Here is a 24,140-nt window from a genome sequence, read left to right as displayed (position 1 = left end):
ATGCTGCAGGTAGCCCTCGCACAGATCCGCGTCCACTCCCGGCGCTTCATCGCCGTCGGCCTCGCCGTGATGCTCGGTGTCGCCTTCCTTTCGGCGACACTCATGGTCAACGCGACCACCCGAGCGAGCCTCAGCGAGAGCATCGGAGCGTCGTATGCCAAGGCCGACCTCATCGTGTCGGTCGACGACGGCAACACCGTGCCCGCCGACCTGGCCGACGAGCTCGCCGCCGTGCCCGGCGTGGAGGTCGTCCACGGCCTCGAGCGCGCCCACACCCAGCTCCTGACCGGTGATGCGACGTCGCTCGCGGTCCTCACCGCCTCCGCGCCGGAACAGCTGGAGACCGCGCAGCTCACGATGGGCGCCTACCCGTCGGAGCCCGGCCAGGTGGCACTCGACGAGGCCTCGGCCGCGCGGCTGGACGTCGCACCCGGTGATACGGTCGCCGTCGATGCCGGCGCTTCCCCCTCCGCCCTGGGCGACGCCCTTACCGTTACGGGCCTGACCCTGCCGAGCGATGATCCGACGCAGTCAGGAGTGGTGCAGGTCCTGGCCTCCACGGCCCTGGTCCGCGAACTCAACGGTGGTGAGACCGCCTTCCGCAACGTGCAGCTCGCCCTGGTGCCCGAGGCCGAACCGACGACGGTGGCGGAGGCCGTCACCGGCGTCCTGGACGCCTCTCCGACGGCCGGGGGCGCCGTCGTACGTTCCGCCGCCGAGCAGACGACGGTCGACGTGGCACGGCTCTCGGGTGGCACGGATGTGCTGACGGGGATCCTCCTCGCGTTCGCGGCCGTCGCGGTGATCGTCGCCGGGCTCGTGATCTCCAATACCTTCTCGGTCCTCGTGGCACAACGGACCCGTGAGCTCGCCCTGCTGCGCTGTATCGGTGCCGAGCGACGCCAGGTCCGGATGTCCGTGCTCGTCGAAGCCGCCGTGGTCGGCATCGTGTCCTCGGTGCTCGGCGTGCTCCTCGCGATCGGTGTGATGGCCGGTCTCGTGGGCCTCGCACGGCGGACGGACTTCGGCTCCTTCGCCGTGCTGGCTGTGCCACCCTCGGCCGTGGCCATCGGAATCGCCGTGGGCGTCCTGATGACACTCCTCGCCGCGCTCGTCCCCGCACGGGCCGCCACCCGGGTCGCTCCTCTGGCCGCACTCCGTCCCATCGCACCCACTGCCGTCGGGACAAGGAGTGGGCGTGTGCGGCTGGCCGTCGGACTCGCTGCCCTCGTCGGTGGCGGGGCGCTCCTGCTGCTCGGAGCCGTCTCGGCCGCGATCGTCCCGGCCGTCGCAGGCGGTGCCGTGTCCTTCCTCGGCGTCGTCCTGCTCGCGCCGTTCTTCGTTCCTCCGAGCGTCGCCGCGATCGGCAGGATGGCCCGTCCCCTCGGTGTGCCGGGGAGCCTTGCATCGGTCAACGCGGTGCGGAATCCCTCCCGCACCACGTCGTCCTCGGCCGCGCTGATGGTCGGCGTCACGCTCGTGACCATGATGATGGTCGGTGCGCAGACCGCCCGCGTATCGCTCGAGCGCGAACTCGACGAGAACTACGCCGTCGACCTCGCTGTCTCGGGTTCCGGTTCCGGGTCCGCGCAGGACGGAACAGGAGAGCCGATGACCCAGCGGGTGGATGTGCCGACCCTCCTCGGCGTCGACGGCGTCCGGGGGGTCGTCGAACTCACACCCGTCCTGCTCACCTCTCCGGACGACGGCGGGGCGCTGGTCTACGCCGCGGATCCGGGGCAGATCGCCGAGGTCCTGCGCTCCCAGGGAGTACAGCTCACGGACGGGATGGTCCTGGCCCCGCAGGACTGGACACAGCGGGAAGTGACCCTGGAGACAGCCGACGGGGCACGGACCCTGCCGGTCACGACGACCGAGGCGGCGTTCTTCCTGCCGCTGATCACCACCGGAACGCTGCAGCAGCTGGGGGGTGCGCCGACCGACGCCCTGACGACCTATCTCGGGGATGCGGGCGGGACCGAACCGGTCGCCGAGGACGAACAGCTCGCCGGATACTTCGGCTCCACCTTCTGGATCACGCTGGACGATGCACAGGATGCGCAGGGCGTCGTCGACATCCAGTCCAGCATCGTGGACGCGACTGGAGTCTCCGAGTACCAGGTCACAGGTGCGGCGATCGAACGCGCGGCCTACAACCAGGTCATCGACGTCATGCTCCTGATCGTGACGGCCCTGCTCGCCGTTGCCGTGCTGATCGCACTCATCGGCGTCGCGAACACCCTCTCCCTGTCGGTGCTGGAAAGGCGCCGGGAGAACTCCCTGCTCCGTGCCCTCGGTCTCACCCGGGGGCAGCTGCGCGGGATGCTCGCGGTCGAGGCAGTACTCATCGCGGGTGTGGCGGCGCTGCTCGGATCAGCACTCGGGGTCCTCTACGGCTGGCTCGGCGCTCAATCCGCACTGGGCGGGACCCTCCCCGTCACCCCCTCCGTGCCGGTCGCCCAGATCGGGCTGGTCCTGGCGGTAGCCGTCGCGGCCGGGCTCATGGCTTCCGTGCTGCCCGCTCGCCGGGCGGCCCGCCTGTCTCCCGTCGCGGGTCTCGCCGCCGACTGACCAACGGCCTACGGCGCCTCCCGACCTCGGCCGACGGCCTATATTAGGAGCATTGCAGGAGAGGTCGGAGAGGACGCCGTGGGGCAGCACGAGGTAGTAGGGACTCGCGGTGAAGCGTTCGCCGTCGTCGCGTCCCCGTCGGCGCAGGAGCGCGCCGAGATGCAGCGCGTCCTCGGCAGCCACGGTCATCGCTCGACCACCGTGGCCACGGCACCGGACGTGCTGAACGAGGTCCTCGTCACGCGACCCGACATCCTGCTGGTGGACCTGGACCTCGCGCTCGCCTACGCCGGTTCCCTGGCCGAGGTGGTCGGCGAACATCCCGAGCTCTCCGGCCTCCCGGTCATCGTCCTCCTTCCGGAGGGCGGCGTCGACGCGCTGCCGGCGACGCTGGCGCCCTACGTCTCGGACGTCGTCTTCCGCCCGGTGGACCCCGTCGAACTGCTGCACCGGACGCGTGCCGTGATCTCGCGGCGCCGCCGGTACGAGGAGCAGCGGGCACTCTCGTCGCAGCTACGGGAGGACATGAGGTCCATCTCGGCCAGGATCAGGGCCACGAACGACCCTGCCGTGATGATCGACCAGTTCCTTCCGGGGATCGGGCGGGCGCTGGGCGCCCGCCACCTCGCGCTGCAGATCTTCGACGACGACCGCGTCGGCGTCGGGAGCAGCAGCTGGACCAGCGGACCGGGCGCAACCCGCTCGAGCCCCGCCACCCCCGAGCCGGAGCACCAGGATGCGGCCCTCACCCTGGCGCTGCGGCTGTGGGAGGATGCGACCACCGTGCCCTTCCACACCGGATCTGCCGCTGCCGGGGCCGGTGCCGTCGCGGCGCCGCCCTGGCTCCGGGACGGCCTCGGTGGTGATCGGACCGCCAGCGGTTTCGTGGCCGCGCTCGGCGAGGGCGACACTCCCTTCGGATTGCTCTGGGTCGTCAACGACACAGCACCCCCGGCCCGGTCGGGAGTCGAGGGTGCGCTGACCCAGCACGTCCTCGGCAACCTCGCTCACGGGCTGATCCAGGCCCAGCTCATCTCGCGGCAGCAGCAGGCGGTGCGCAAGCTGCGTGCGCTCAACCAGGCGAAGACCGATTTCGTCGGTACCGTGAACCACGAACTCCGGACCCCGCTGGCGTCGATCTCCGGGTACCTCGAGATGCTCATCGACGGCGCCGGCGGCGAGCTGCCGCCCGAAGCGAGCACCATGCTGCAGGCCGTCGAGCGCAACGCGATGAAGCTGAGTCGGCTCATCGAGGACATCTCGGCCCTCTCGGCGCAGCAGACCGATGCCTCCGAGCACGGGCCCGTGGACATCGTGCACCTGGTGTCGCACCTGACCGACCGCCTGGCGCTGCAGGCGTCGACCGGTGGGATACACCTGGCATGCTCGCTCCCGGACCACCCTGTCACCGTGGCCGGAGATCGTGACGAGCTCTCCGCCGCCATCGTCATCCTGCTGTCGAACGCACTCAAGTTCACCCGCGCGGACGGCAGTGTGTTCGTCGACCTGACGGTCGAGCCCGACAACGGCCACATGGTCCTGGTGATCAGGGACACCGGAATCGGGATCCCCGCGGAGGATCTGCCCCGCCTCTTCGACTCCTTCCACCGGGCCTCGAATGCGCAGCAGTCGCTGCCGGGTGCCGGAGTAGGACTGTCCATCGCGAAGAAAACCTTCGAAGCGCACCACGGAACCATCTCGATCGACTCCACGCTGGGCGTGGGGACGTCGGTCGGCGTCACGCTTCCGCTCCTGAATCATGCTGCCGTAGGGTGATGTGCTGAAGATTCCACGGGAGGAACGCTCATGACGCGCGCCACGGACGGCATTCCGGTACGACAGCTGGACCTGGGCACGCTCCTGCCCTACCTCGACCTGCATCTCGTCGGCGCCACGAACGGCGTGCGGCTCTTCGGGGCGGCCCGGGTGTCTTGGGCGGGGACGCCGTACGAGGAGGACTTCTCACGGCTCCGGCAGGAGATCGGTCAGGAGCGGGCGTTCCTGAAGCGCCTGATCAAGGCCCTCGGGCACCGGCCGAGCCTCCTCAAGATGGCTTTCGCCCGCGTGATGTCCGTCGTCGCCGAACTGGATCCGCTGAATCCGGCGCGCCGGAAGAAGACCGCCGGAGCGCAGCTCGAGCTCGAGGCACTTCAGTCGCTCCTGCGCGGCAAGGAAGCCCTGTGGGCCACGCTGCTCGCCCTCTCCCCCGACACCGGGGCCACTGCCGGCGAGGATGTCCTCGACCGGACGGTCCTCCAGCGGTTGCTCGAGGCGTCCAAGCGGCAGCAGGACACCGTGGCGCGGGTCATGACGGAGACGGCGTCAGCACGCTTCCTGAAGGGCTGACGCCGTCTCCGCTCCTGCCCGTCAGGATTCCGCGGGTTCTTCGTACTTGGGGAACACCGGCGATGGCGCGGGCAACGCGGTTCCGGGCTCGATCCTGCGGGCGATCGCGCTGAAGAGGCGGCTGGCGTCGTCGCTCCCCGTTCCCTGACCGAGTGCGGTGAGGATCTGGCCGGCGCTGGTCGGCATGACCGGCTGGGCAAGGATCGCCACCACCCGGAGCACCTCCAGCGTCACGTACAGGACGGTGTTCATGCGCTCGGTATCGGTCTTGCGGAGCACCCAGGGCTGCTGGTCCGCGAAGTAGGCGTTCGTGTCGCCGAGGACGGTCCACACGCTCTCGAGCGCGCGGGAGAACTCCTGCTTGTCGTACGCCACCCGGCTCGCCTCGAGCAGTGCATGCGCCTGCTCCAGGATCTCCGTGTCGGCAGGTGCGAACTCGCCGGGCTCGGGCACCGCTCCACCGCAGTTCTTGGCGACCATCGAGAGCGAACGCTGCGCCAGATTCCCGAAGTTGTTCGCCAGATCAGAGTTCATGCGTCCGACGACCGCCTCGTGGCTGTAGGAGCCGTCGGCGCCGAACGGGACCTCGCGCAGCAGGAAGAAGCGCACCTGGTCCAGGCCGTACTGGTCCACCCAGTCGGCAGGGGCCACGGTGTTGCCGAGCGACTTGGACATCTTCACGCCCCGGTTGTGCAGGAAACCGTGGATCATCACGCGCTTGGGCGTCCCCAGCCCCGCGGACATGAGGAATGCCGGCCAATAGATGGCGTGGAAACGGGAGATGTCCTTGCCGATGACGTGGACGTCGGCCGGCCAGAACGTCCGGAAGCGCTCCGAATCCGTGTCCGGGAAACCCACCCCGGTCAGGTAATTGGTCAGCGCATCGACCCAGACGTACATGACGTGGCGGTCGTTGCCCGGAACCGGCACGCCCCAGTCGAAGGTCGTGCGGCTGATGGAGAGATCCTCCAGACCACGCTTGACGAACGAGATGACCTCGTTGAACCGGGGCTGGGGTGCGCCGAACTCCGGCTCCGCCTCGTAGAGGTCCAGCAGCTTCTGCTGGTATGCCGAGAGCCGGAAGAAGTAGCTCTCCTCCTCCGTCCAGGTGACCTCGGTGTCGGTCTCCTTCGCGTACCGCACGCCGTCCTCGCGGACCTCCGTCTCGTCCTCGCCCCAGAACGCCTCGTCCCGCACGGAGTACCAACCTGCGTACTTGTCGAGGTAGATGTCCCCGTTCGCCTCCATGCGCTTCCAGATCTCGGTCGCGGCGGCGTAGTGGTCCTCATCCGTGGTGCGGATGAAGCGGTCGTAGGAGGTGCCGACGGCGTCGTTCATGTCCCGAAAAGCCAGCGCGTTCCGTGTGGCGAGCTCGCGGACCGGGATGCCTTCGCGATCAGCCGCCTGCTGCATCTTGAGTCCGTGCTCGTCCGTCCCGGTCAGGTACATGACGTCGAAGCCGTCGAGCCGCTTGAACCGCGCCATGGCGTCGACGGCGATCGTCTCGTAGGCATGCCCGATGTGCGGCACCCCGTTGGGGTAGGAGATGGCCGTGGTGATATAGAACGAGGGCTTTGCGTCTGCGGAGGTCACCCTATGAAATTACCCCGGTCGGTGCGTATTTACCCAAGTGCGAAGGTCCGTCCCCGGTCAGCCCTGCCCTACGGCGTCGATTGCCAGCACGGCGTGGACGCCCCACGTGTGGTTCGCGATCTGAGTGACCCGGAGGTCGACGACGGAGCTGGCGAGGGCGAGCGCCACCTTACGCTCCACCCCGTGAAGCTGCTGGAGCCAGGTGAGCATGGCACCGAGCGCCTCCGCCGTCGCCCGGTTAAGGTCCGCGTCGAACCCGAACGTGATGCGCGACGTCGGAGTGACCGCGTGAATGGAGCGGAGGGGCGCGTCCCGCACGATGTCGACCGTGAGCGTGGTCGTCATGCCGCACTCGATGGCGGTGCCACCCACCTCGCCGTCGCCCTGTGCCGCGTGGCCGTCACCGAGGTGTAGCAACGCGCCGGGCACCGTGACCGGCAGGAACAGCGTCGAGCCGGCCGTGAGCTCACGGCAGTCGATGTTGCCGCCGCCCTGCGTGCGCGGCGGCGTCGTCGAGTGCTCGCCCGGCTCGATCGGCGGAAGCCCCACCACGCCGAGGAACGGAGCGAGCCGGACGACATGCCCATACTGGTTCGTGCCCGTTCCGGCCCCGCTGTCCAGTTCCCACAGGAGCCAGGCCGGATCGGTGCCCTCCAGTCCCATGCTGCGCATGAAGGCGTCATCGCGGCGTCCGGCCGCCGTCCAGCCCCACTCGGCGGTCTCGAGCGTGTCGAAGCCTACCGACAGCACGTCCCTCGGCATGGCGCCGGCCACCTCGATCGGTCCGGTCAGCGCATGGCCCCGACGATCCTCGAACCGGTAGGGTGTCACCGCTCCCGGTGCCTCCTGGCGTTCGAGGTGCCCCCACGCGTCGAGGGATTCGACGACGACACGGTCTCCGGGCTGGATCCGCAGGACGGGCGGGGTGTCCCGCGACAGGACCTGCGTGGCCGTCTCCGGCGCCGCGGGCAATCGGTGGGTCGCCATTCTCGGCTCCCGTCAGTCCTGAAGATCCACTTCCCGGGCCACGGTGGCACCGATCTCGGCGCGGATCGCGTCGAGGACGTCTTGCGGCACGGAGCTGTCGACGGTCAGGAGCGACAGCGCCTGGCCGCCTTCCTTGTTGCGTGCCACCTGCATGCCGGCGATGTTGATGCCGCGCTCCCCGAGGAGCCGTCCCAGGGCGCCGATCACGCCGGGCCGGTCGGTGTACAGCAGCACCAGGAGGTGGTCGCTGATCGGGATCTCCAGGTCGTAGCCGTTCACCCCGACGAGCTTCTCCACCTGCTTCGGCCCGGTCAGGGTCCCGGCGACCGAGATCTGCGACCCGTCGGACAGCGCACCGCGCAGGCGCAGCACGTTACGGTACTCCTCCGACTCCGGCGTGGTGACGAGGCGGCACGTCACGCCGCGCTGCTCCGCCAGGACGGGGGCGTTGACGTACGAGACCTGCTCGGACACGACGTCGGTGAAGACACCCTTGAGCGCGGCGAGCTCCAGGGCCTTGACGTCCAGGGAGGCGATCTCCCCGGCCACCTCGATGTCGATCTGTGTGAGGGAGGCGTGCGTCAGTGCCGTGAAGATGCGACCCAGCTTCTCCATGAGCGGGATGCCGGGGCGCACCGCGGGGTCGATGACGCCGCCCGCGACGTTCACGGCGTCGGGTACGAGTTCACCCGCGAGTGCGAGGCGCACGGACTTCGCGACGGAGATGCCCGCTTTCTCCTGGGCTTCCTCCGTGGACGCCCCGAGGTGCGGCGTGACGACGACGCTGTCGTGCGCGAAGAACGGAAGATCGGTGCTGGGCTCCTTCACGAAGACGTCAACGCCTGCGCCGGCGATCTGGCCCTGCTCCAGCGCCGTGTGCAGCGCCTCCTCGTCGACGAGACCACCGCGGGCCACGTTGACGACGTACGCGGTGTCCTTCATCAGGGCGAAGGCATCGGCGCCGAGCATGCCGACGGTCTCGGGCGTCTTCGGCATGTGGATGGTCACGAAGTCCGACTCACGCAGCAGCTCGTCCAGCGACACGAGGCGCACCCCGAGCTGAGCTGCGCGCGCCGAGGTGACATAGGGGTCGTAGGCGAGGATCGTGGTGCCGAACCCCTGCAGCCGCGCCGCGACCAGTGCACCGATGCGGCCCAGGCCGATGATGCCGATGTTCTTCTCGTACAACTCCGTGCCCGAGTACTTCGAGCGCTTCCACTCCCCCGCCTTCAGGGCCGCACTGGCCTGCGGGATGTTCCTCGCGAGGCTGAGGATGTGGCCGACGGTGAGTTCCGCGGCGGAGATGATGTTCGACGTCGGAGCGTTCACGACCATGACGCCGGCCTGGGTGGCCGCCTTGATGTCGACGTTGTCCAGGCCCACTCCGGCGCGTGCGATGACCTTCAGTTTCGGGGCAGCCCTGATGGCCTCCTCGTCCATCTGCGTCGCCGAGCGCACCAGGACGGCATCGACGTCCGCCAGCGCCGCGATGAGCTGGGTGGGATCGGCGCCGTCGGTGCTGCGGATCTCGAAATCGGGTCCCAGTGCTTCGACGGTTGCGGGTGAGAGTTCCTCGGCGAGGAGGACGACGGGCTTGGTGGTCACGGGATTTCCTTCTGCGGGGAACTGGCTGTATCGAACGGGATCGAACCGGATCAGGCGGGATCGAACGGGATCAGGCGGTGTGGGACGTCCTCGGGCGGTGTCGCGAGCGCACCGGCCGTGAGCCGGACAGGAGCGGACACGACTCCGGCAGGGCACGTGCTCGTCACTGAGCGTCGATCACGTGTCCTGCCGGAAGGACCGAAGGGGGCTGGCGCTAGCGCGCGACCGAACCCTCGGTGTAGTCGTCGTTCGTCTTGATCCAGGAGAAGAGCTTGCGCAGTTCGCGGCCCGTGCTCTCGATCGGGTGATCCTCGCCCTTCTTACGCAGCGCCGTGAACTCGGGAGCTCCGGCATCCTGGTCGTCGATGAAGCGCTTGGCGAAGGCACCGTTCTGGATGTCCGCGAGGACTGCCTTCATGTTCTCCTTCACCTCGGGGGTGATCACGCGCGGGCCGGAGACGTAGTCGCCGTACTCCGCCGTGTCGGAGACGCTCCAGCGCTGCTTGGCGATACCACCCTCGACCATGAGGTCGACGATGAGCTTGAGCTCGTGCAGCACCTCGAAGTACGCAACCTCAGGCTTGTAGCCTGCTTCGGTCAGCGTCTCGAAGCCGTACTGGACGAGCTGCGACGCGCCGCCGCACAGAACGGCCTGCTCGCCGAACAGGTCGGTCTCGGTCTCCTCCGTGAAGGTGGTCTCGATGACCCCCGCGCGGGTTCCGCCGATCGCTTTCGCGTAGGACAGGGCGAGGTCGCGGGCCTTGCCCGAGGCGTCCTGCTCGACGGCGATGAGGTCGGGGACGCCGCGGCCGGCCTCGAACTCGCGGCGGACGATGTGGCCGGGACCCTTGGGGGCCACGAGGGCGACGTCGACGTCCGAGGGCGGCTGGATGTAGCCGTAGCGGATGTTGAAGCCGTGGCCGAAGAACAGGGCGTCACCAGCCTGCAGGTTCGGTGCGATGTCGGCCTTGTACACGTGCCGCTGCACCTGGTCGGGGGTCAGCACCATGATGAGGTCCGCTTCGGCGGTCGCCTCGGCGACGGAGAGCACCCGCAGCCCCTCGGCCTCTGCCTTGGCGCGCGACGCCGATCCTTCCTTCAGCCCAACGCGCACGTCGACGCCGGAGTCCCTGAGGCTCAGGGCGTGGGCGTGGCCCTGGCTGCCGTAGCCGATGACTGCCACGGTGCGGCCCTGGATGATGGAAAGGTCTGCGTCGTCGTCATAGAACATCTCGGTCACGGGTGTTTCTCCTTGGGTGGGTGATGCTGGAAAGGGGTTGGGAAGGGTGCGTCAGGCGCTGCGCAGGGCGCGGTCGCTCATCGACTTCGCACCTCGGCCGATCGCGAGGGTGCCTGACTGGACGATCTCGCGGATGCCGAACGGCTCGAGCACGGACAGGAGCGCCGAGAGCTTCTCGGGGGTGCCCGTGGCCTCGATGATCAGCGAGTCGATCGACACGTCGACGACGGAGGCCCGGAACAGGTCCGCGGCCTGGGTCACCTGCAGGCGCGTCGCGGCGTCGGCCCTGACCTTGATCAGGACGTGGTCGCGCTGCACGGACTGCTCCGAGGTGAGCTCGACGATCTTGATGACGTTGATGAGCTTGTTCAGCTGCTTGGTGACCTGCTCGAGGAGGTCACCCTCGGCTTCCACCACAACGGTGATGCGGGACATTCCCGCTACCTCGGTCGGTCCGACCGCGAGGGAGTTGATGTTGAACGCCCGCCGCGCGAACAGGCTGGCGACTCGCGTCAGGACGCCGGGCACGTCCTCGACGAGCACGGAAAGGGTGTGTCGTGCCACCGTCAGTCCTCCTGTTCCCACGTGGGGGTCATGTTGCGGGCGATCTGGATGAGGTCGTTGCTGACGCCCGAGGGCACCATCGGCCATACCATCGAGTCGCGGCTCACGACGAAGTCGATGACGACGGGGCGGTCGTTGATGGCCAGTGCCTGCTCGATGGTCGCATCGATGTCCTCGTCCCGCTCGCATCGCAGGCCGACGCAACCGTATGCGTCGGCGAGCTTCACGAAGTCCGGGACGCGCACGGTGTCGTGGCCTGTGTTGAGGTCCGTGTTCGAGTAGCGGCCCTCGTAGAAGAGCGTCTGCCACTGCCGCACCATGCCGAGCGACGAATTGTTGATCACCGCGACCTTAATCGGGATGTTGTTGATGACGCAGGTCGCGAGTTCCTGGTTGGTCATCTGGAAACAGCCATCGCCGTCGATCGCCCAGACGACGCGGTCCGGGTTGCCCACCTTGGCACCCATCGCGGCGGGGACGGAGTACCCCATGGTGCCCAGGCCGCCGGAGTTGAGCCAGGCATGGGGGCGCTCGTACTGGATGAACTGGGCAGCCCACATCTGGTGCTGGCCGACGCCCGAGACGAAGACGCCCTCGGGTCCGGTCAACTCGCCGATGCGCTTGATGACCTGCTGCGGAGCCGACAGGCCGTCGTCGGGCTGGGTGAAGCCGACCGGGTACGTCTCGCGCAGGTGGCGGATGGTCTTCCACCATGCCGAGATGTCCGGCCGCTCCTGTGCGTCGAACGCCTCGCGTACCGCAGCAGTCAGTTCAGGGATGATCTCCTTGACCGAGCCGACGATGGGGACGTCCGCGGTCCGGTTCTTTGAGATCTCGGCAGGATCGATGTCCGCGTGGATCACCTTCGCATGCGGGGCGAAGCTGGACAGCACGCCTGTCACGCGGTCGTCGAAGCGCGCACCCAGGGTGATCAGGAGATCCGCCTGCTGCAGCGCCGTCACCGCGGACACCGAGCCGTGCATGCCCGGCATTCCCACATGCTGGTCGTGCGAGTCGGGGAACACACCCCGCGCCATGAGGGTCGTGACAACCGGGGCGCCGACGAGCTCGGCGAGCTCCTTCAGCTCGACCGAGGCATGCGCCTTGACCACGCCACCGCCCACGTAGAAGACGGGGCGCTGCGAGGCACCGATGAGGCGTGCAGCCTCGCGCACCTGCTTGGAGTGTCCGCGGACGACGGGCCGGTAACCGGGGATGTCCACCTTGGGCGGCCAGGAGAAGGTCATGGACGACTGCTGGGCGTCCTTGGCGACGTCGACCAGCACGGGCCCGGGACGTCCCGTCGTGGCGATGTGGAACGCCTCGGCCAGGACGCGCGGGATGTCCTCGGCCTTCGTGACGAGGTACGAGTGCTTCGTGATCGGCATCGTGATGCCGACGATGTCCGCCTCCTGGAACGCGTCGGACCCGATGAAGGCGCTGGAGACCTGGCCGGTGATCGCGACCATGGGCACCGAGTCCATGTGGGCATCGGCGATCGCCGTCACGAGGTTGGTGGCACCGGGACCCGAGGTGGCGATGCAGACACCAGGACGCCCTGTCACCATGGCGTACCCCTGTGCCGCGTGGCCGGCTCCCTGCTCGTGGCGGACGAGGATGTGACGGAGCTTCGTCGACGCCAGCAGCGGGTCATAGGTCGGGAGGATGGCTCCGCCGGGGAGACCGAAGACGTCGTCGACGCCGAGCTCCTCGAGGGACCGGACGATCGCCGCCGACCCGAGCATCTCGGTGGGCGGGACGACCCTGTTCGGGCCGCGCACCGCGCTCACAGGGACGACGGGGGCCGTCTCACGCGCGGGTGCTGCGGGAGGTGCTGGCCTTGCTGCCAGCAGCGCTGGGCTGATGGGCGATCCCTTGGACATCTGAGACTTCCTTTGGAACGGGTGCTGCACTGCTGCAGCTATGACTGCGGACGGACTTCCACGGGCTTCCTTGCCGACAGGTTGTGTCAACAAAAAAACCCCTCAGCCGTATGAGGCTCTGCGAGGGGTTGCGCGTGACTGTAGTCGTCTACCGGACGGGGTTCAGGCCACGCGCTGTATAAGGACGACGACTACGGGTTCGAGCTGCATACCTGTAGTTTCCACGCCCTGCGGAAAGGGTGTCAACCGCACCTGTCCCCGTCTCGCATCGTGGACAGGCTGTCCGGTGAGTGGACGTCACCCGCCTGATCGGCACGATCCGGGCCGGAGTTCCTCCTCCAGCCCGGATCCCCCTCTGGCACCCCTAGCCCGTGTACGCACCCTCGGATGCGGAGTGCACGAGCTTTGCATACTTCGACAGGACGCCTTTCGTATAGCGGGCCGGCAGGGGCGCCCAGCCCTCCTTGCGCCGCTCGAGCTCCGCTTCGTCGACCAGGAGGTCGAAGCTCTTGGCTGCGATGTCGACGCGGATGCGGTCGCCGTCACGGACTAAGGCGATGGGACCGCCGTCGACAGCCTCCGGGGCCACATGGCCGATGCAGAGGCCGGTCGTGCCTCCGGAGAAGCGGCCGTCGGTCAGCAGGAGCACGTCCTTGCCCAGACCGGCACCCTTGATCGCGCCGGTGATCGCGAGCATCTCCCGCATGCCGGGTCCGCCCTTCGGCCCCTCGTAGCGGATCACGACGACGTCGCCCGCGTGGATCCCGCCGGCGTCGAGTGCGTCGAGCGCCCCCTGCTCGCGCTCGAAGACGCGCGCGGTGCCCTCGAAGACGTCGGCGTCGAAACCCGCGCTCTTGACGACGGCACCCTCGGGAGCCATCGAACCGTGCAGGATGGTGATGCCACCGGTCTTGTGCATCGGGTTGTCGAGCGCGCGGAGGATCTTGCCATCGAGGTCCGGCGGCTCGATCTCCGCGAGGTTCTCCGCAAGGGTCTTGCCGGTCACCGTCAGGCAGTCCCCGTGCAGCAAGCCGGCCTCGAGCAGTGCCTTCATGATGACCGGCACGCCGCCCACCTTGTCGACGTCGAACATGACGTAGCGGCCGAAGGGCTTGAGGTCGCCGAGGTGCGGGATCCGGTCACCGATCCGCGTGAAGTCGTCGAGCGTCAGTTCGACCTCCGCCTCGCGGGCGATCGCCAGCAGGTGCAGCACCGCGTTCGTCGAGCCGCCGAACGCCATGGTGACTGCGATGGCGTTCTCGAACGCCTTCTTCGTCATAATGTCGCGGGCCGTGATGCCGAGGCGCAGCAGGTTCACGACCGCCTCGCCCGACTTCTGCGCGAACATGTCGCGACGGCGGTCGACCGAGGGCGGCGCTGCCGAGCCCGGCAGGGACATCCCGAGGGCCTCGCCGATGCAGGCCATCGTGTTCGCCGTGTACATCCCACCGCACGCGCCCTCGCCCGGGCAGACGGCGCGTTCGATGCTGTCGAGGTCCTTGAGGCTCATCTTGCCTGCAGCGCAGGCTCCGACCGCCTCGAAGGCGTCGATCAGGGTGACCTCCTTCTCGGTGCCATCCTCGAGTTTCGCGAAGCCGGGCATGATGGTGCCCGCGTACAGGAACACGGAGGCGAGGTCGAGGCGGGCCGCCGCCATGAGCATGCCCGGAAGCGATTTGTCACACCCGGCGAGGAGCACCGACCCGTCGATACGTTCGGCCTGCATCACCGTCTCCACCGAATCCGCGATGACCTCACGGGAAACGAGCGAGAAGTGCATTCCCTCGTGGCCCATCGAGATGCCGTCGGACACCGAGATCGTACCGAACTGCATGGGGAACCCGCCCGCGTCACGCACGCCCGCCTTTGCGCCTTCCGCCAGGCGGTTGAGCGACAGGTTGCAGGGAGTGATCTCGTTCCAGGAGCTTGCCACGCCGACCTGCGGCTTCGCGAAGTCGTCGTCGCCCATGCCCACGGCTCGCAGCATCCCGCGGGACGGTGCCGCATGGATGCCGTCTGTGACGACCCGGCTTCTTGGCTTGATGTCTGGGGTTGTTTCCGCGCTCATGGGTTCAAGTCTAGGCCCGCGTTACAGGCCCGTTTCGCCGTATGACCCTCCTGTTACAACCCCCCGCGACGGAGACAGAAGCCCGGAGCTCCCGCGCGGCTCCTCGTGCCGTGGGTCGAGCCTCCGGTACAGTGTGGGTTTCGCGGGCGATTCCGGCCCGCAGGCCGAGCGCACCGCGAGCAGTCCCCGAGGGGACACGTCCGACAGCCTCCTACCGCAACGGCGTGACATGACTCCTGACGAGCCCCGCGACCCCGCCCCACCGCTCGACGGCGGGCAGGGACTGAAGAACGCCCTCCGGCGCGTGTTCGACGCCCAGATTCCCAACTACGGCGACTACAACCTCGTGTACGCAGCACGCCATGCCGGGCGGGGGGAAGCGGTCACGGCGGATACCGGTTATGTGATCGGGTACAGGTGGAAGCCCGTCGAGCTCATGATCGCGCCCGTCGACCTCACCGCCATCACCAGCGCCGGCGTGCCCGTCGAGGTCAACATGACGAACCTCGCCCACGCACTGCAGTGGGACGACGACGACAGCTACGAGGTGGGCACGAGCACCGGGCGCGCCTTCCGTTTCGGTGTCTCGGAGGCCCCCGTGCTCGACATCGGTCCCGGCAGTCCCCTGCGGCTGGCGCAGGACGACGACGTGACCGACTTCAGGGCGTTCATGGAGTCGTTCATCTCGATGGCATGAGCCCCGCGGCCCTGTGAGCCGGACTGCGCTAATCCCAGGGGCCCCGCCGCACGAGGTTCAGCGGCTCCCGGCCGCTTCCGAGCCGTTCGACCTGACGCTTGAGTAGCGCGAGGATCCGCGGCGGGAAGGCCTCCGTGTTCCCTCCGACGTGGGGTGTGATGAGAACACCGGGCGCGCTCCACAGCGGATGTCCCTCGGGCAGTGGTTCAGGATTCACGACGTCGAGGGCCGCCATGAGGCGCCCTGCCATCACCTCCGCCGTGAGCGCCCCGGTGTCCACCACCGCACCCCTGGCCACGTTGACCACGAGCGCTCCGTCCGGCAGAGCCGCGAGCACGTCCCGGCCGATGAGGCCCCTCGTCGCCTCGGTCAGCGGCGTGATGACGATGACGACGTCGTGGTGTGGAGCGAGCGCCACGAGTTCGTCGGAGCCGTGGACGTGCCCGAACTCGTCGTCGCGCGCCGCGCTGCCGACGCGCGTCACGGTCGCTTCGAACGGCGCGAGTCTCTTGCGGATCTGCTCGCCGATCCCACCCACACCCACGAGGAGGACCCGACGGTCGGCCAGCCCGGGATAGCGGGCGCTGTGCCATCGGCCCTCCGCCTGCTGGCGCACGGCGTCGTCGATGCCACGCAGCGAGGCGAGGGCGAGTCCGACGGCCAGCTCGGCGGTCGCCGCCGCATGCACCCCTGACGCCGTCGCTATCGCTACCTCCGGGGCCACCAGGTCGGCGACCCCGTCGTAGCCCGTGGACTGCGTCTGGACCAGCATCAGATTGGGAGCGGAGTCCAGCGCGCCATCCAGGTGGGCGCGGCCGGTGTAGGGCAGGACGGCGGCGTCGAGCTCCGTCAGATCGAACCCGTCCGGCGCGTCGAGGAAGTCCCAGAGGACGACCTCGACGGAAGGCGAGACGCCCGCCAGTTCATTCCGCAACTCGGCGGACGGGACGCTCAGGGTTCGGACCTCCTGGCGTGCCGTGTCCGAGTGGTCGTGTCTGGCCGGAGCGGGATTCGTCATGGCGCCAGCCTAGCGCCGGGGCGTCGTCGCGTCCGTCGATTCCACAGAGTGGACACTGCGGGGTCCGCCACGATCGATCTGGGACCCTACGGACCGGCAGAGCCACCCCGATTTAAGGTTTCGGCTCAAGTACTGGTAGAGTTTCATGCTGTTGCGGATGACCCGAGCGAGTGAAATCGGGAGGTAAAACGCCACGCACCTCTAGCTCAATTGGCAGAGCAATTGACTCTTAATCAATGGGTTTCGGGTTCAAGTCCCGAGGGGTGCACCTCGAATCCCCGTTCATCAGGTCTCGCCGCCTGGAGGACGGGGATTCGTCTTTTCTCCGTCGTCCAGGCGATTTCCCGGTCCGGTCAACACCGCAGGGCGTGCCGGATACCCGTTGCCCGGGCGCCGTGGACTCCTGCACGATGGCAGGTATCCGACTCCGGAGGACACCATGTTCAGGAAGGCCGCCGACGCGCCGCCCACCATCGAATTCCATCCGTGGCCCCGACCCATCCCGGCCCACTACCTGTCGTTCCTGCAGGTCGCGGTCCTGCTGGGTCTCGTCACCACCCTGCTCCTGACGGTACTGCCGTCCCTATCGGTCCTGCATCTCCTCGTCAGCGGGCTGATCCTGGCGTCGCTCCTCCGGAGGACGCGAAGGCAGCATCCGGGCCGCGAGCGGTCCGGGGACTGATGCGCCCGGCGCCCCGCCGGCATCCGGGCCTACCATGGACGCGTGAACGAAATCCTGTCCTTCGCCGGTCACTACTGGTGGCTCGTCTTCCCGCTCTCGGGCGTGTTCGCCGTGTGGGGACGGTCCTGGACCGAGGCGAGCGAGCGCCGCCACCAGCGCAGGATGGAGCTGTACCGGCTGAAACACCCGAATGCCGTCGAGGGGCACGGGCCGGCCGAGCACCCCGCACACGGTCAGGAGCGGCCGGACCGCGGGAACGAACGGAGCGTACAGCAGGTCGCACGCCTCCACGACGAGATCGACCGGAAATGGCTGTCCTACGAACTCGACGCGGCGAAGCTCATCGACTACCCGACCATGACCGACGTCAGGGAGCCCCTGACGGTCGCCTTCCTCCGGGCCAAACGGGAAGCGGACTCCCTCCGACCCGAGGATCCCACCACGGTCACTGCCGAGGAGCTCTCCGACTACCGGTCCGCCGTCACCTCGTACGACGTCGCCTTCCAGGTGGCCGAGACCGAGGCCCGCCGCGTGCGGGCGAGCGGCTTCAGCGTGGAGGAGCGGCAACGGCTGGAGACGGCCCGGAAGCTCGTGACGGTGGCGATCGACGACGCCGCCACCGCCGCCGAGCGCCAGACGGCCTACCGCCGTGCCCGGCGCGAACTGGACGGCCTCATCGTCCTGCCGGACGCCACGATCACATCGCTGGAGGAGAAGATCGCGGGCGCGATCAGCGCGCGCCCCGAGCCGACGCCCTCCTGATCGCCCGGAAGCTGCGGACCGCGGCTCCACAGCTGCACAGCTCCACAGCCCCCCGGTTGCAGAACTCCGCGGCCCTCGTCGTCCTGCCCTCCCCTGCTGCCCTTTCCTGCTGCCCTTCCCTGAACGGCCTGGCTGGACCATAATCGCAACCATCACCGGCACCCATCGAGCGTGGCGAGAGCCACCGGTCAGAGGCGGACACCATGGCAGCGACGATCAACACCTACCTCAGTTTCAGGGACACCGCCGCGCAGGCGATGGAGTTCTACCAGTCCGTGTTCGGCGGGGAGCTCCAGAGCAGCACCTTCGCCGAGTACCAGGTGAGCGAGGACCCCGCGGAGCAGTCCAAGATCATGCACTCGATGCTGACCACTCCCTCCGGCCAGGTCCTGATGGCCGCGGACACGCCGAACAGCATGGAGTACTCGGCCCCGGCCGGGCATTCCCTGTCGGTCAGCGGCGACGACGAGACCGAACTGCGCCGCTACTGGGAGGCGCTCTCGCTCAGCGGCAGCGAGATCGTGCCCCTCGCCCTGTCACCGTGGGGGGACAGCTTCGGTATGTGCGTCGACCGCTTCGGGATCACCTGGATGGTGAACATCGCCGGCGGGTCCTCGCAGGATGCGGCGGTGGCAGGGTCGACTCCGGCTCCCGTGGACACGGCCGGGGACGCCACCGGCGTCTGACACGCCGAGCCGCTGCCGTGTTCCGTGGCGTCGGAGCCTCAGGGCGTCAGGCTCCTCCGGCGGCGGCCCCGTTCCCCGCCGGGAAGGAGAGAGCAGGTTCGTCGCGCGTGGACAGCGTGAGAACGGCTTCCTCGATCCGTTCGTGCTGCTCGATGTTGCGCTCCACGCCCCTGAGCGACACCGCGACGTCGTGCTCCCGGCGGTCACCCACCAGGTCTACCGCGGCCACGAGGTAGAGGCGCTCGGGGCCCACGTACTCGAGGTGCAGGTAGGTCACCCGCTCGATGCTGCTGTGGGCCGTCAGCCGGGCGGCGACGGCTTCCAGCGTCGACGGCGACACGGCCTGGCCGACGAGGAAGCGGCGGTTGCGGTCGATGAGGATGAGGGCGATCACGCCGAGGAGAACCCCCACGAGGATAGAACCGACGGCATCCGGCACCGGGGATCCGGTCAGCTGGTGCAGCAGGATCCCGAGGAACGCGATCACGAGGCCGATCAGCGCCGCCGCGTCCTCCGCGAACACCGCACGCAGTGTCGGGTTCGACGTGGTGGAGACGCTCCGCAACGTGGTGGTGCCCCGCTCGCGCCCGGCCTTCTTCGCCTGCCGGAACGCCTGCGTGAAGGAGATCCCCTCGAGGACGAAGGCGACCGCGAGGACCGCGTAGGCGACGCCGTAGTCCCCCGCTGGTTCCGGCTCCAGCAGTTGCTGCACCCCGTGCGTGATCGACACGACGGCACCGGCCGTGAACAGCCCGAAGGCGGCGAACATCGACCAGACGTACGCTTCCCGGCCGTAGCCCATGGGATGCGACGTGTCCCGGCGCCGCCGGGACGTGCGCTCCGCAATGAGCAGGAACACCTGGTTGCCGGTATCCGCCCAGGAGTGCGCGGCCTCCGCCGTCATCGAGGCGGAACCGGTGATGATCGCCGCGACGGTCTTGGCGGCCGCCACCAGGAGGTTCGCGACGAACGCGATGATGACGGTCAGCACGCCCTCCCCACCCGACGCTCCCGTCCGGTCCCCGTGGTCCTCGGACTCGGACTGCCGGCCATCGTGCGATGCCTGGTTCTTCATGCCGTCCTTCCGGGACGCCCCCGCCGATGACGGCACTTCCCCGGCGTGCGTCGGAAGTGCCGTCACCGGTGTGGTTCTACTTGGACGCTTCCTTGTTCACATCCGTCGGCGAGTCGAACTCGCGGTCAGGCAGGCCGTTGAGCGTGTCCAGGACCGCGTCGTCGGCGCCCTTGTCCTTCGCGTGCTGGACGAGGTCCTCCTTCGATGCCGGATACTCCATGCCGCCCAGTGCCTTCTGGATGTCGATCGGGCTCGGATCTGCCATGTGGTGCTCCTTCGTATCGGTTACCTTGCACGGTGGTGCTCCCGGCTGGAGAGCACCGTCACTGGCCCAGGATCACGTGGGCAGCGTCTATCTCACGGTCCGTCACCGTGGTGGGCGCCTCGAGGTGGACGGCTCCCGACGGGATGATGCCCGCGCCTCCGTAGCGCTCCATGACGCGCCACTGCGCGGCGACGTCCTCTCCGGCATGCTCCGGAGGCAGTTGGTCCCAGAAGTCGAACCCACCGCACTCCACGAGGTACTCCCTGTCGAACAGGACGCACCCCCCGACCCAGGCGACCCTGTACAGCAGCCACTCACCGGGCGGTACCGCGAGGTCGGCGGCGGCGTGCGCCAGGTTCGCCGCGTTGTGGAGCGGCCACCGGGCGAACCCTGCGGTTCCCGGGCGGATCCGCTCGGGCTGCACCCTGTTGCCGGGCCACAGCGCCAACTCGGTCCGCTCATGGGGCCGACGGTCGTCGAGGTAGGACAAACCCTGCACGGCGGACCCCACGAAGCCGCAGCCAGCAGCCCGCAATGCCTTGCACATGCGGTCGAGGGACCCGGGCTCGAGCCAGACGTCGTTGTCGAGGAAGAGGACGAACGGAGCACCTGCCAGTCCCAGGAGGTACTCGCGGTGTTCGGCCAGCCCCCTACGCGGCAGGTGCCGCTCGAGGCGGATGTGCCGTCCCTGGGCTTCGAGCACCCGCACCATGGCGCTCACGGCCGGCGCCGTGAAGGATGCCACTTCCCCTTCGGTCTGGTCGCTCACGATCACGCGGAACGGTACGCCCTCCTGCGCGGCGAGCCCCGACAGTGTGACGGCGAGTTCCGCGGGACGCCCGAAGGAGGGGATCAGCACATCCACGAGGGGCTCCTCGGCGGGCGCTTCGACGGCCCACTCCCCCGACCAGCGCGGTGTCACGGCACATCACCGGCGAGCGGCGTCGAACGGATCCTGCGGACCACCGCCGCGGTGGAACGCTCCGGGACGTAGTCGAGGATGCTGACCCTGCCGCCGCAGGCTTCGACGGCGGGCGTCTCCTCCAGCATCTGGGCGGTGTAGTCGCCGCCCTTCGCGTAGACGTCGGGCCTCAGGAGTTCGATCAGCGGAACCAGCGTGTCCGTCCCGAAGACCGTCACGTAGTCGACGCAGCTCAGCGAGGCGATGATCGCCGCGCGGTCCGCGATCGGGTTGATCGGGCGGTCGGGGCCCTTGAGGCGTCTGACGCCGTCGTCGTCGTTGAGCGCGACGACGAGCACGTCGCCGAGCTGCTTCGCCTGGTTGAGGTAGCGCGTGTGGCCCCGGTGCAGCACGTCGAAGCACCCGTTCGTCAGCACGATCCGCTTCCCGGCGGCTCGGTCCTCCTTCACCCTCCTCAGCAGCTCCGCGGTCGCCAGCGCGGTGTCGGCGAACTGCTGCAGGTGCGCCGCCAGGTCGCCCGTGGTGCACACCGACGTGCCCGGGCGGTGCACGACGACGTCGGCCGCTGCCTGCGCGAGGTCGAGGCTCGTGGTCAGGGGAAGACCGGCAGCGCGTGCGGCGGTGAGGCTGGCGACGAAGGTGTCACCGGCGCCGGAAGCCTGCTTCTCGGTGGCGGGTTTGGCCCACGTGCGGTGTTCCTCGCCGTCCTCGCCGAGGAGTACCGTGCCGTCACGATCCAGCGTCACCACGACGGCGGAAGCATTCGTCGCGGAGAGGAGCCGACTGCTCAGTCCGGTCACCGTGGCAGCACGGTCGGACCGCGGATCGAGGCGCGTCCCGAGGACCTGCGCGGCCTCCTGGGCATTCGGCGTCACGATGTCCGGCGCCAGGGCGGACCACACGGCAGTGTCGTGCGCGTCGACGACGACGAGCATGCCCGGGTCCAGCCTCGAGGCGTGCCCGAGTGCCTCGCGGACCTCGTCGCCCAGGGCTCCGGAGCCGTAGTCGCACACGACGACGGCATCAGCCCCCGCGACCGCGTCCGGGATCCTTGCGGCGAGCGACGTGATGGCAGACGGTGGAAGGCCGTCGTGCGTGTCGTCGAGCCTGAGCATGACCTGGTCCCCACCGAGGATGCGGTACTTCGTGGTGGTGCCGACCCGCTCGTCCTGCACGAGGTCCGTGGTGTCCACGCCCGCGGCGTGGAGGATGCCCCGCAGGCGGCGCCCGGCGTCGTCCGTTCCGATCAGGCCGCACATCCGGACCCTCGCCCCCAGGGCGGCGAGGTTCATGGCGGTGTTCGCCGCGCCTCCTGCGGCATAGTCCCGCCGGGTGACGTCCACGACGGGCGCGGGCGCCTCACGGCAGAACCGTTCGATGGTTCCGCTCCACCAGCCGTCCAGCATCGCGTCGCCGACGACCGTCACACGCGGCGACCGGTCGGCGATGGCCGGGGGGACCCACGCCGCGAGGCCGCGTACCTCCGAGAGGTCGCCGGCGATGCCGTCCGCGTCGTGTACGCCCGGTACCCGCTCGTCCGGCAGGAGCTCCGGACGGTCCGCCTGGTCGTTCCGGCGCGCGTCGTCCATCAGGCGCCCTCCTGCGGCGCACTGATGTGCACGACCTTCACGAGGGCGAACTCGTCCAGCAGTTCCGGTCCGTAGCCGAAGCCCGCCCCGCTGATGCCCCGCGGCTGCGCGGACCCGCCCGGCGCACCGCCGAAGACGGCGTTCACCTTGACCGTGCCCACCGGCAGCCCGGCGATGGCCTGCTGGGCGTGCGCGATGCTGCCCGTCAGCACGGAGGCGGCGAGGCCGTAGGGGCCGCCCGCGGCACGCCGGAGGCCCTCGTCGAAGCTCTCCACGACGGTCACCGGTGCGACCGGTCCGAACGTCTCCTCCGTCATGACGGTCATCGCCTCGGTGCAGCCGGCAAGGACGGTCGCCGGGTAGTGGGCGCCCGGCCCGTCCGGCACCGAACCACCCTCGAGGCATTCCGCGCCGAGCCGGATGGCCTCGCCGACCTGCCCGTCCACGATCTCCCGCATGCGGCGGTCGACGAGGGGCTGGCGAATTCCGCCGGCGTTCCGCCGCCGTGCCTCGTCGACGAGCGCGGCCAGGAACGGCTCGGCGATTCCCCGGTGGACGTAGATCCGCTCGACCGAGGTGCAGATCTGGCCGCTGTTGGCGAAGGCACCCAGTGCCGCCTGTGAGGCCGCCCAGACGGGATCGACATCGGCGTCGACGATCAGCGGGTCGTTGCCGCCGTTCTCCCGGATGACGTGTGCGCCGGTGAGTGAGGCGGTCCGCGCGATGCGTGCTCCCGTAGCGCTGGAGCCGACGTGGGCGAAGACGTCCACGCCGGTCTCCATGGTCAGCATCTGGCCCACCTCGGCGCCACCGGTCAGGGTGGTGAGGACTCCCTCCGGGAAGGCGGGCTGGAGCAGGCGCCCCAGCAGTTCGCCGACGTGCGGGCAGCGCTCGCTCGGCTTATGGATGACGACGTTGCCGGTGACCAGGGCCGCACCGATGAGTCCGGCGGCGACGGCCACCGGATCGTTCCACGGCGTCAGGAGCACGGCTACGCCGCGCGGCTCCGCGACGGTGTAGTCGGTCGCAGTGACCGCGCCACGAAGGCTCAGCCCACGGTGCACCGGACCCAGTTCCGCATACTGCTCGAGGGTCGAGATCCCGGCCTCGATGCCGCCGAGCGAGTCCTCGAGCAGCTTGCCGGTCTCCCGCGTGTTCAGCTCCGCCAGTTCCTGCGCGCCCTCCCGCAGCGCGGCGGCAGCTCGGCGCAGGGCAGCACCGCGGTCCGCCGGGCTCGTCGCGGCCCATTCCGGCTGCACGGTCCGTGCCAGTGAGATGGCGAGTGCCACCTGCTCGCGAGCGACGCAGGGCAGGGTGCCGACCTCACTGCCGTCCCGCGGGTCATGGATCGTGATCGATCGATCGGCCTGCACATCAAGCAGAGTGTCTGCCTGGGAGTTGATGGACATTGCGCTCCTTGATGTCGAGTACCGGCGCGGCTCGTTCCCACCGCGCGGCTAGTGATCCCGTACCCAGCGTGCGCCCGTTCACACACGTCACCGTCCGATTTCTGCGCCGCTCGCGCAACCATCAGCACGCTTAGCATAGTGTGGCACCAGGAGAAGAGGCGGCCGCCCACCCGCAGCG

Annotated in this window: 20 protein-coding genes and 1 tRNA gene; 8 read left to right on the top strand and 13 right to left on the bottom strand. The window is 68.9% G+C overall.

Annotated elements, in window-relative coordinates:
• The 3 genes from FDK12_RS02880 to FDK12_RS02870 all read left to right on the top strand — a co-directional run bounded on the left by FDK12_RS02880 (position 1) and on the right by FDK12_RS02870 (position 4,917).
• The gene (locus FDK12_RS02880) at positions 1 to 2,571 is read left to right on the top strand and encodes an ABC transporter permease (protein ID WP_137368108.1); all 2,571 of its coding nucleotides are present in this window, start codon (positions 1 to 3) and stop codon (positions 2,569 to 2,571) included.
• 78 nt (positions 2,572 to 2,649) lie between these two features.
• Positions 2,650 to 4,347: an ATP-binding protein gene (locus FDK12_RS02875; RefSeq protein ID WP_137368107.1), complete on the top strand. Its 1,698-nt coding sequence runs from the start codon at positions 2,650 to 2,652 to the stop codon at positions 4,345 to 4,347.
• 30 nt (positions 4,348 to 4,377) lie between these two features.
• A complete protein-coding gene (locus FDK12_RS02870) occupies positions 4,378 to 4,917 on the top strand; it encodes a hypothetical protein (RefSeq protein ID WP_137368106.1) in 540 nt (179 codons plus the stop codon).
• Positions 4,918 to 4,938: 21 nt separating this feature from the next.
• Here FDK12_RS02870 and metG read toward each other — a convergent pair whose 3' ends face one another.
• The 7 genes from metG to ilvD all read right to left on the bottom strand — a co-directional run bounded on the left by metG (position 4,939) and on the right by ilvD (position 14,857).
• Positions 4,939 to 6,510 carry a methionine--tRNA ligase gene (gene metG / locus FDK12_RS02865; protein ID WP_137368105.1) on the bottom strand — a complete coding sequence of 524 codons (1,572 nt, stop codon included), beginning with the start codon at positions 6,508 to 6,510 and terminating at the stop codon, positions 4,939 to 4,941.
• Positions 6,511 to 6,567: 57 nt separating this feature from the next.
• Positions 6,568 to 7,497 (bottom strand): acetamidase/formamidase family protein, encoded by a 930-nt coding sequence (locus tag FDK12_RS02860; RefSeq protein WP_137368104.1) that lies wholly within the window; start codon positions 7,495 to 7,497, stop codon positions 6,568 to 6,570.
• A 12-nt stretch (positions 7,498 to 7,509) separates the two neighbouring features.
• Positions 7,510 to 9,102 carry a phosphoglycerate dehydrogenase gene (gene serA / locus FDK12_RS02855; RefSeq protein WP_137368103.1) on the bottom strand — a complete coding sequence of 531 codons (1,593 nt, stop codon included), beginning with the start codon at positions 9,100 to 9,102 and terminating at the stop codon, positions 7,510 to 7,512.
• A gap of 214 nt (positions 9,103 to 9,316) precedes the next feature.
• Complete coding sequence (ilvC, locus tag FDK12_RS02850; RefSeq protein WP_137368102.1) at positions 9,317 to 10,342, bottom strand: ketol-acid reductoisomerase; 1,026 nt, start codon at positions 10,340 to 10,342, stop codon at positions 9,317 to 9,319.
• A gap of 51 nt (positions 10,343 to 10,393) precedes the next feature.
• The gene (ilvN, locus tag FDK12_RS02845) at positions 10,394 to 10,906 is read right to left on the bottom strand and encodes an acetolactate synthase small subunit (RefSeq protein ID WP_104117994.1); all 513 of its coding nucleotides are present in this window, start codon (positions 10,904 to 10,906) and stop codon (positions 10,394 to 10,396) included.
• A 2-nt stretch (positions 10,907 to 10,908) separates the two neighbouring features.
• Complete coding sequence (locus tag FDK12_RS02840) at positions 10,909 to 12,789, bottom strand: acetolactate synthase large subunit (RefSeq protein WP_137368101.1); 1,881 nt, start codon at positions 12,787 to 12,789, stop codon at positions 10,909 to 10,911.
• 364 nt (positions 12,790 to 13,153) lie between these two features.
• Entirely contained in the window at positions 13,154 to 14,857 is a 1,704-nt protein-coding gene (gene ilvD / locus FDK12_RS02835) for a dihydroxy-acid dehydratase (protein WP_137368100.1), read from the bottom strand.
• A 229-nt stretch (positions 14,858 to 15,086) separates the two neighbouring features.
• Here ilvD and FDK12_RS02830 point away from each other — a divergent pair, with 229 nt between their 5' ends.
• Positions 15,087 to 15,554 carry a hypothetical protein gene (locus FDK12_RS02830; RefSeq protein ID WP_137368099.1) on the top strand — a complete coding sequence of 156 codons (468 nt, stop codon included), beginning with the start codon at positions 15,087 to 15,089 and terminating at the stop codon, positions 15,552 to 15,554.
• A 28-nt stretch (positions 15,555 to 15,582) separates the two neighbouring features.
• Here FDK12_RS02830 and FDK12_RS02825 read toward each other — a convergent pair whose 3' ends face one another.
• On the bottom strand, positions 15,583 to 16,572 hold the full coding sequence (locus FDK12_RS02825; RefSeq protein WP_137368098.1) for a 2-hydroxyacid dehydrogenase: 990 nt from the start codon (positions 16,570 to 16,572) through the stop codon (positions 15,583 to 15,585).
• A 195-nt stretch (positions 16,573 to 16,767) separates the two neighbouring features.
• Here FDK12_RS02825 and FDK12_RS02820 point away from each other — a divergent pair.
• The 4 genes from FDK12_RS02820 to FDK12_RS02805 all read left to right on the top strand — a co-directional run bounded on the left by FDK12_RS02820 (position 16,768) and on the right by FDK12_RS02805 (position 18,702).
• Positions 16,768 to 16,840, top strand: a tRNA-Lys gene (locus tag FDK12_RS02820).
• Positions 16,841 to 17,011: 171 nt separating this feature from the next.
• Entirely contained in the window at positions 17,012 to 17,254 is a 243-nt protein-coding gene (locus FDK12_RS02815; protein ID WP_137368097.1) for a hypothetical protein, read from the top strand.
• Between the two features lie 42 nt (positions 17,255 to 17,296).
• Positions 17,297 to 18,016 carry a hypothetical protein gene (locus tag FDK12_RS02810; protein ID WP_137368096.1) on the top strand — a complete coding sequence of 240 codons (720 nt, stop codon included), beginning with the start codon at positions 17,297 to 17,299 and terminating at the stop codon, positions 18,014 to 18,016.
• Positions 18,017 to 18,219: 203 nt separating this feature from the next.
• On the top strand, positions 18,220 to 18,702 hold the full coding sequence (locus tag FDK12_RS02805) for a VOC family protein (RefSeq protein ID WP_137368095.1): 483 nt from the start codon (positions 18,220 to 18,222) through the stop codon (positions 18,700 to 18,702).
• Positions 18,703 to 18,748: 46 nt separating this feature from the next.
• Here the strand turns inward: FDK12_RS02805 and FDK12_RS02800 are convergent, their stop codons facing one another.
• From FDK12_RS02800 to FDK12_RS02780, 5 genes are read right to left on the bottom strand one after another with little or no spacing between them, the layout of a single operon-like run.
• Entirely contained in the window at positions 18,749 to 19,843 is a 1,095-nt protein-coding gene (locus FDK12_RS02800; protein ID WP_223263042.1) for a cation diffusion facilitator family transporter, read from the bottom strand.
• A 10-nt stretch (positions 19,844 to 19,853) separates the two neighbouring features.
• On the bottom strand, positions 19,854 to 20,042 hold the full coding sequence (locus tag FDK12_RS02795; protein WP_137368094.1) for a DUF2795 domain-containing protein: 189 nt from the start codon (positions 20,040 to 20,042) through the stop codon (positions 19,854 to 19,856).
• A gap of 58 nt (positions 20,043 to 20,100) precedes the next feature.
• Positions 20,101 to 20,964 (bottom strand): glycosyltransferase family 2 protein, encoded by an 864-nt coding sequence (locus FDK12_RS02790; RefSeq protein WP_137368093.1) that lies wholly within the window; start codon positions 20,962 to 20,964, stop codon positions 20,101 to 20,103.
• Positions 20,961 to 22,553 (bottom strand): PfkB family carbohydrate kinase, encoded by a 1,593-nt coding sequence (locus FDK12_RS02785; protein ID WP_137368092.1) that lies wholly within the window; start codon positions 22,551 to 22,553, stop codon positions 20,961 to 20,963. The genes FDK12_RS02790 and FDK12_RS02785 overlap by 4 nt, the downstream gene beginning before the upstream one ends.
• On the bottom strand, positions 22,553 to 23,962 hold the full coding sequence (locus FDK12_RS02780; RefSeq protein ID WP_137368091.1) for an aldehyde dehydrogenase family protein: 1,410 nt from the start codon (positions 23,960 to 23,962) through the stop codon (positions 22,553 to 22,555). The genes FDK12_RS02785 and FDK12_RS02780 overlap by 1 nt, the downstream gene beginning before the upstream one ends.
• Positions 23,963 to 24,140 lie beyond the last annotated feature (178 nt).

It is taken from the genome of Arthrobacter sp. NamB2, from assembly GCF_005281365.1.
Classification (GTDB): domain Bacteria; phylum Actinomycetota; class Actinomycetes; order Actinomycetales; family Micrococcaceae; genus Arthrobacter_D.
Note: the sequence above shows the minus strand (reverse complement) of the source record. Positions and strands in the feature narration are given on the sequence as shown.

Bases quoted from the DNA above. Each gene is read 5' to 3' on its own strand.
- FDK12_RS02780 (WP_137368091.1), bottom strand. From the start codon at position 23,962: ATGTCCATCAACTCCCAGGCAGACACTCTGCTTGATGTGCAGGCCGAT.
- FDK12_RS02870 (WP_137368106.1), top strand. From the start codon at position 4,378: ATGACGCGCGCCACGGACGGCATTCCGGTACGACAGCTGGACCTGGGC.
- ilvD (WP_137368100.1), bottom strand. From the start codon at position 14,857: ATGAGCGCGGAAACAACCCCAGACATCAAGCCAAGAAGCCGGGTCGTC.
- FDK12_RS02815 (WP_137368097.1), top strand. From the start codon at position 17,012: ATGTTCAGGAAGGCCGCCGACGCGCCGCCCACCATCGAATTCCATCCG.
- FDK12_RS02785 (WP_137368092.1), bottom strand. From the start codon at position 22,553: ATGGACGACGCGCGCCGGAACGACCAGGCGGACCGTCCGGAGCTCCTG.
- FDK12_RS02825 (WP_137368098.1), bottom strand. From the start codon at position 16,572: ATGACGAATCCCGCTCCGGCCAGACACGACCACTCGGACACGGCACGC.
- FDK12_RS02840 (WP_137368101.1), bottom strand. From the start codon at position 12,789: ATGTCCAAGGGATCGCCCATCAGCCCAGCGCTGCTGGCAGCAAGGCCA.
- FDK12_RS02805 (WP_137368095.1), top strand. From the start codon at position 18,220: ATGGCAGCGACGATCAACACCTACCTCAGTTTCAGGGACACCGCCGCG.
- FDK12_RS02830 (WP_137368099.1), top strand. From the start codon at position 15,087: ATGACTCCTGACGAGCCCCGCGACCCCGCCCCACCGCTCGACGGCGGG.
- FDK12_RS02795 (WP_137368094.1), bottom strand. From the start codon at position 20,042: ATGGCAGATCCGAGCCCGATCGACATCCAGAAGGCACTGGGCGGCATG.
- FDK12_RS02880 (WP_137368108.1), top strand. From the start codon at position 1: ATGCTGCAGGTAGCCCTCGCACAGATCCGCGTCCACTCCCGGCGCTTC.
- FDK12_RS02860 (WP_137368104.1), bottom strand. From the start codon at position 7,497: ATGGCGACCCACCGATTGCCCGCGGCGCCGGAGACGGCCACGCAGGTC.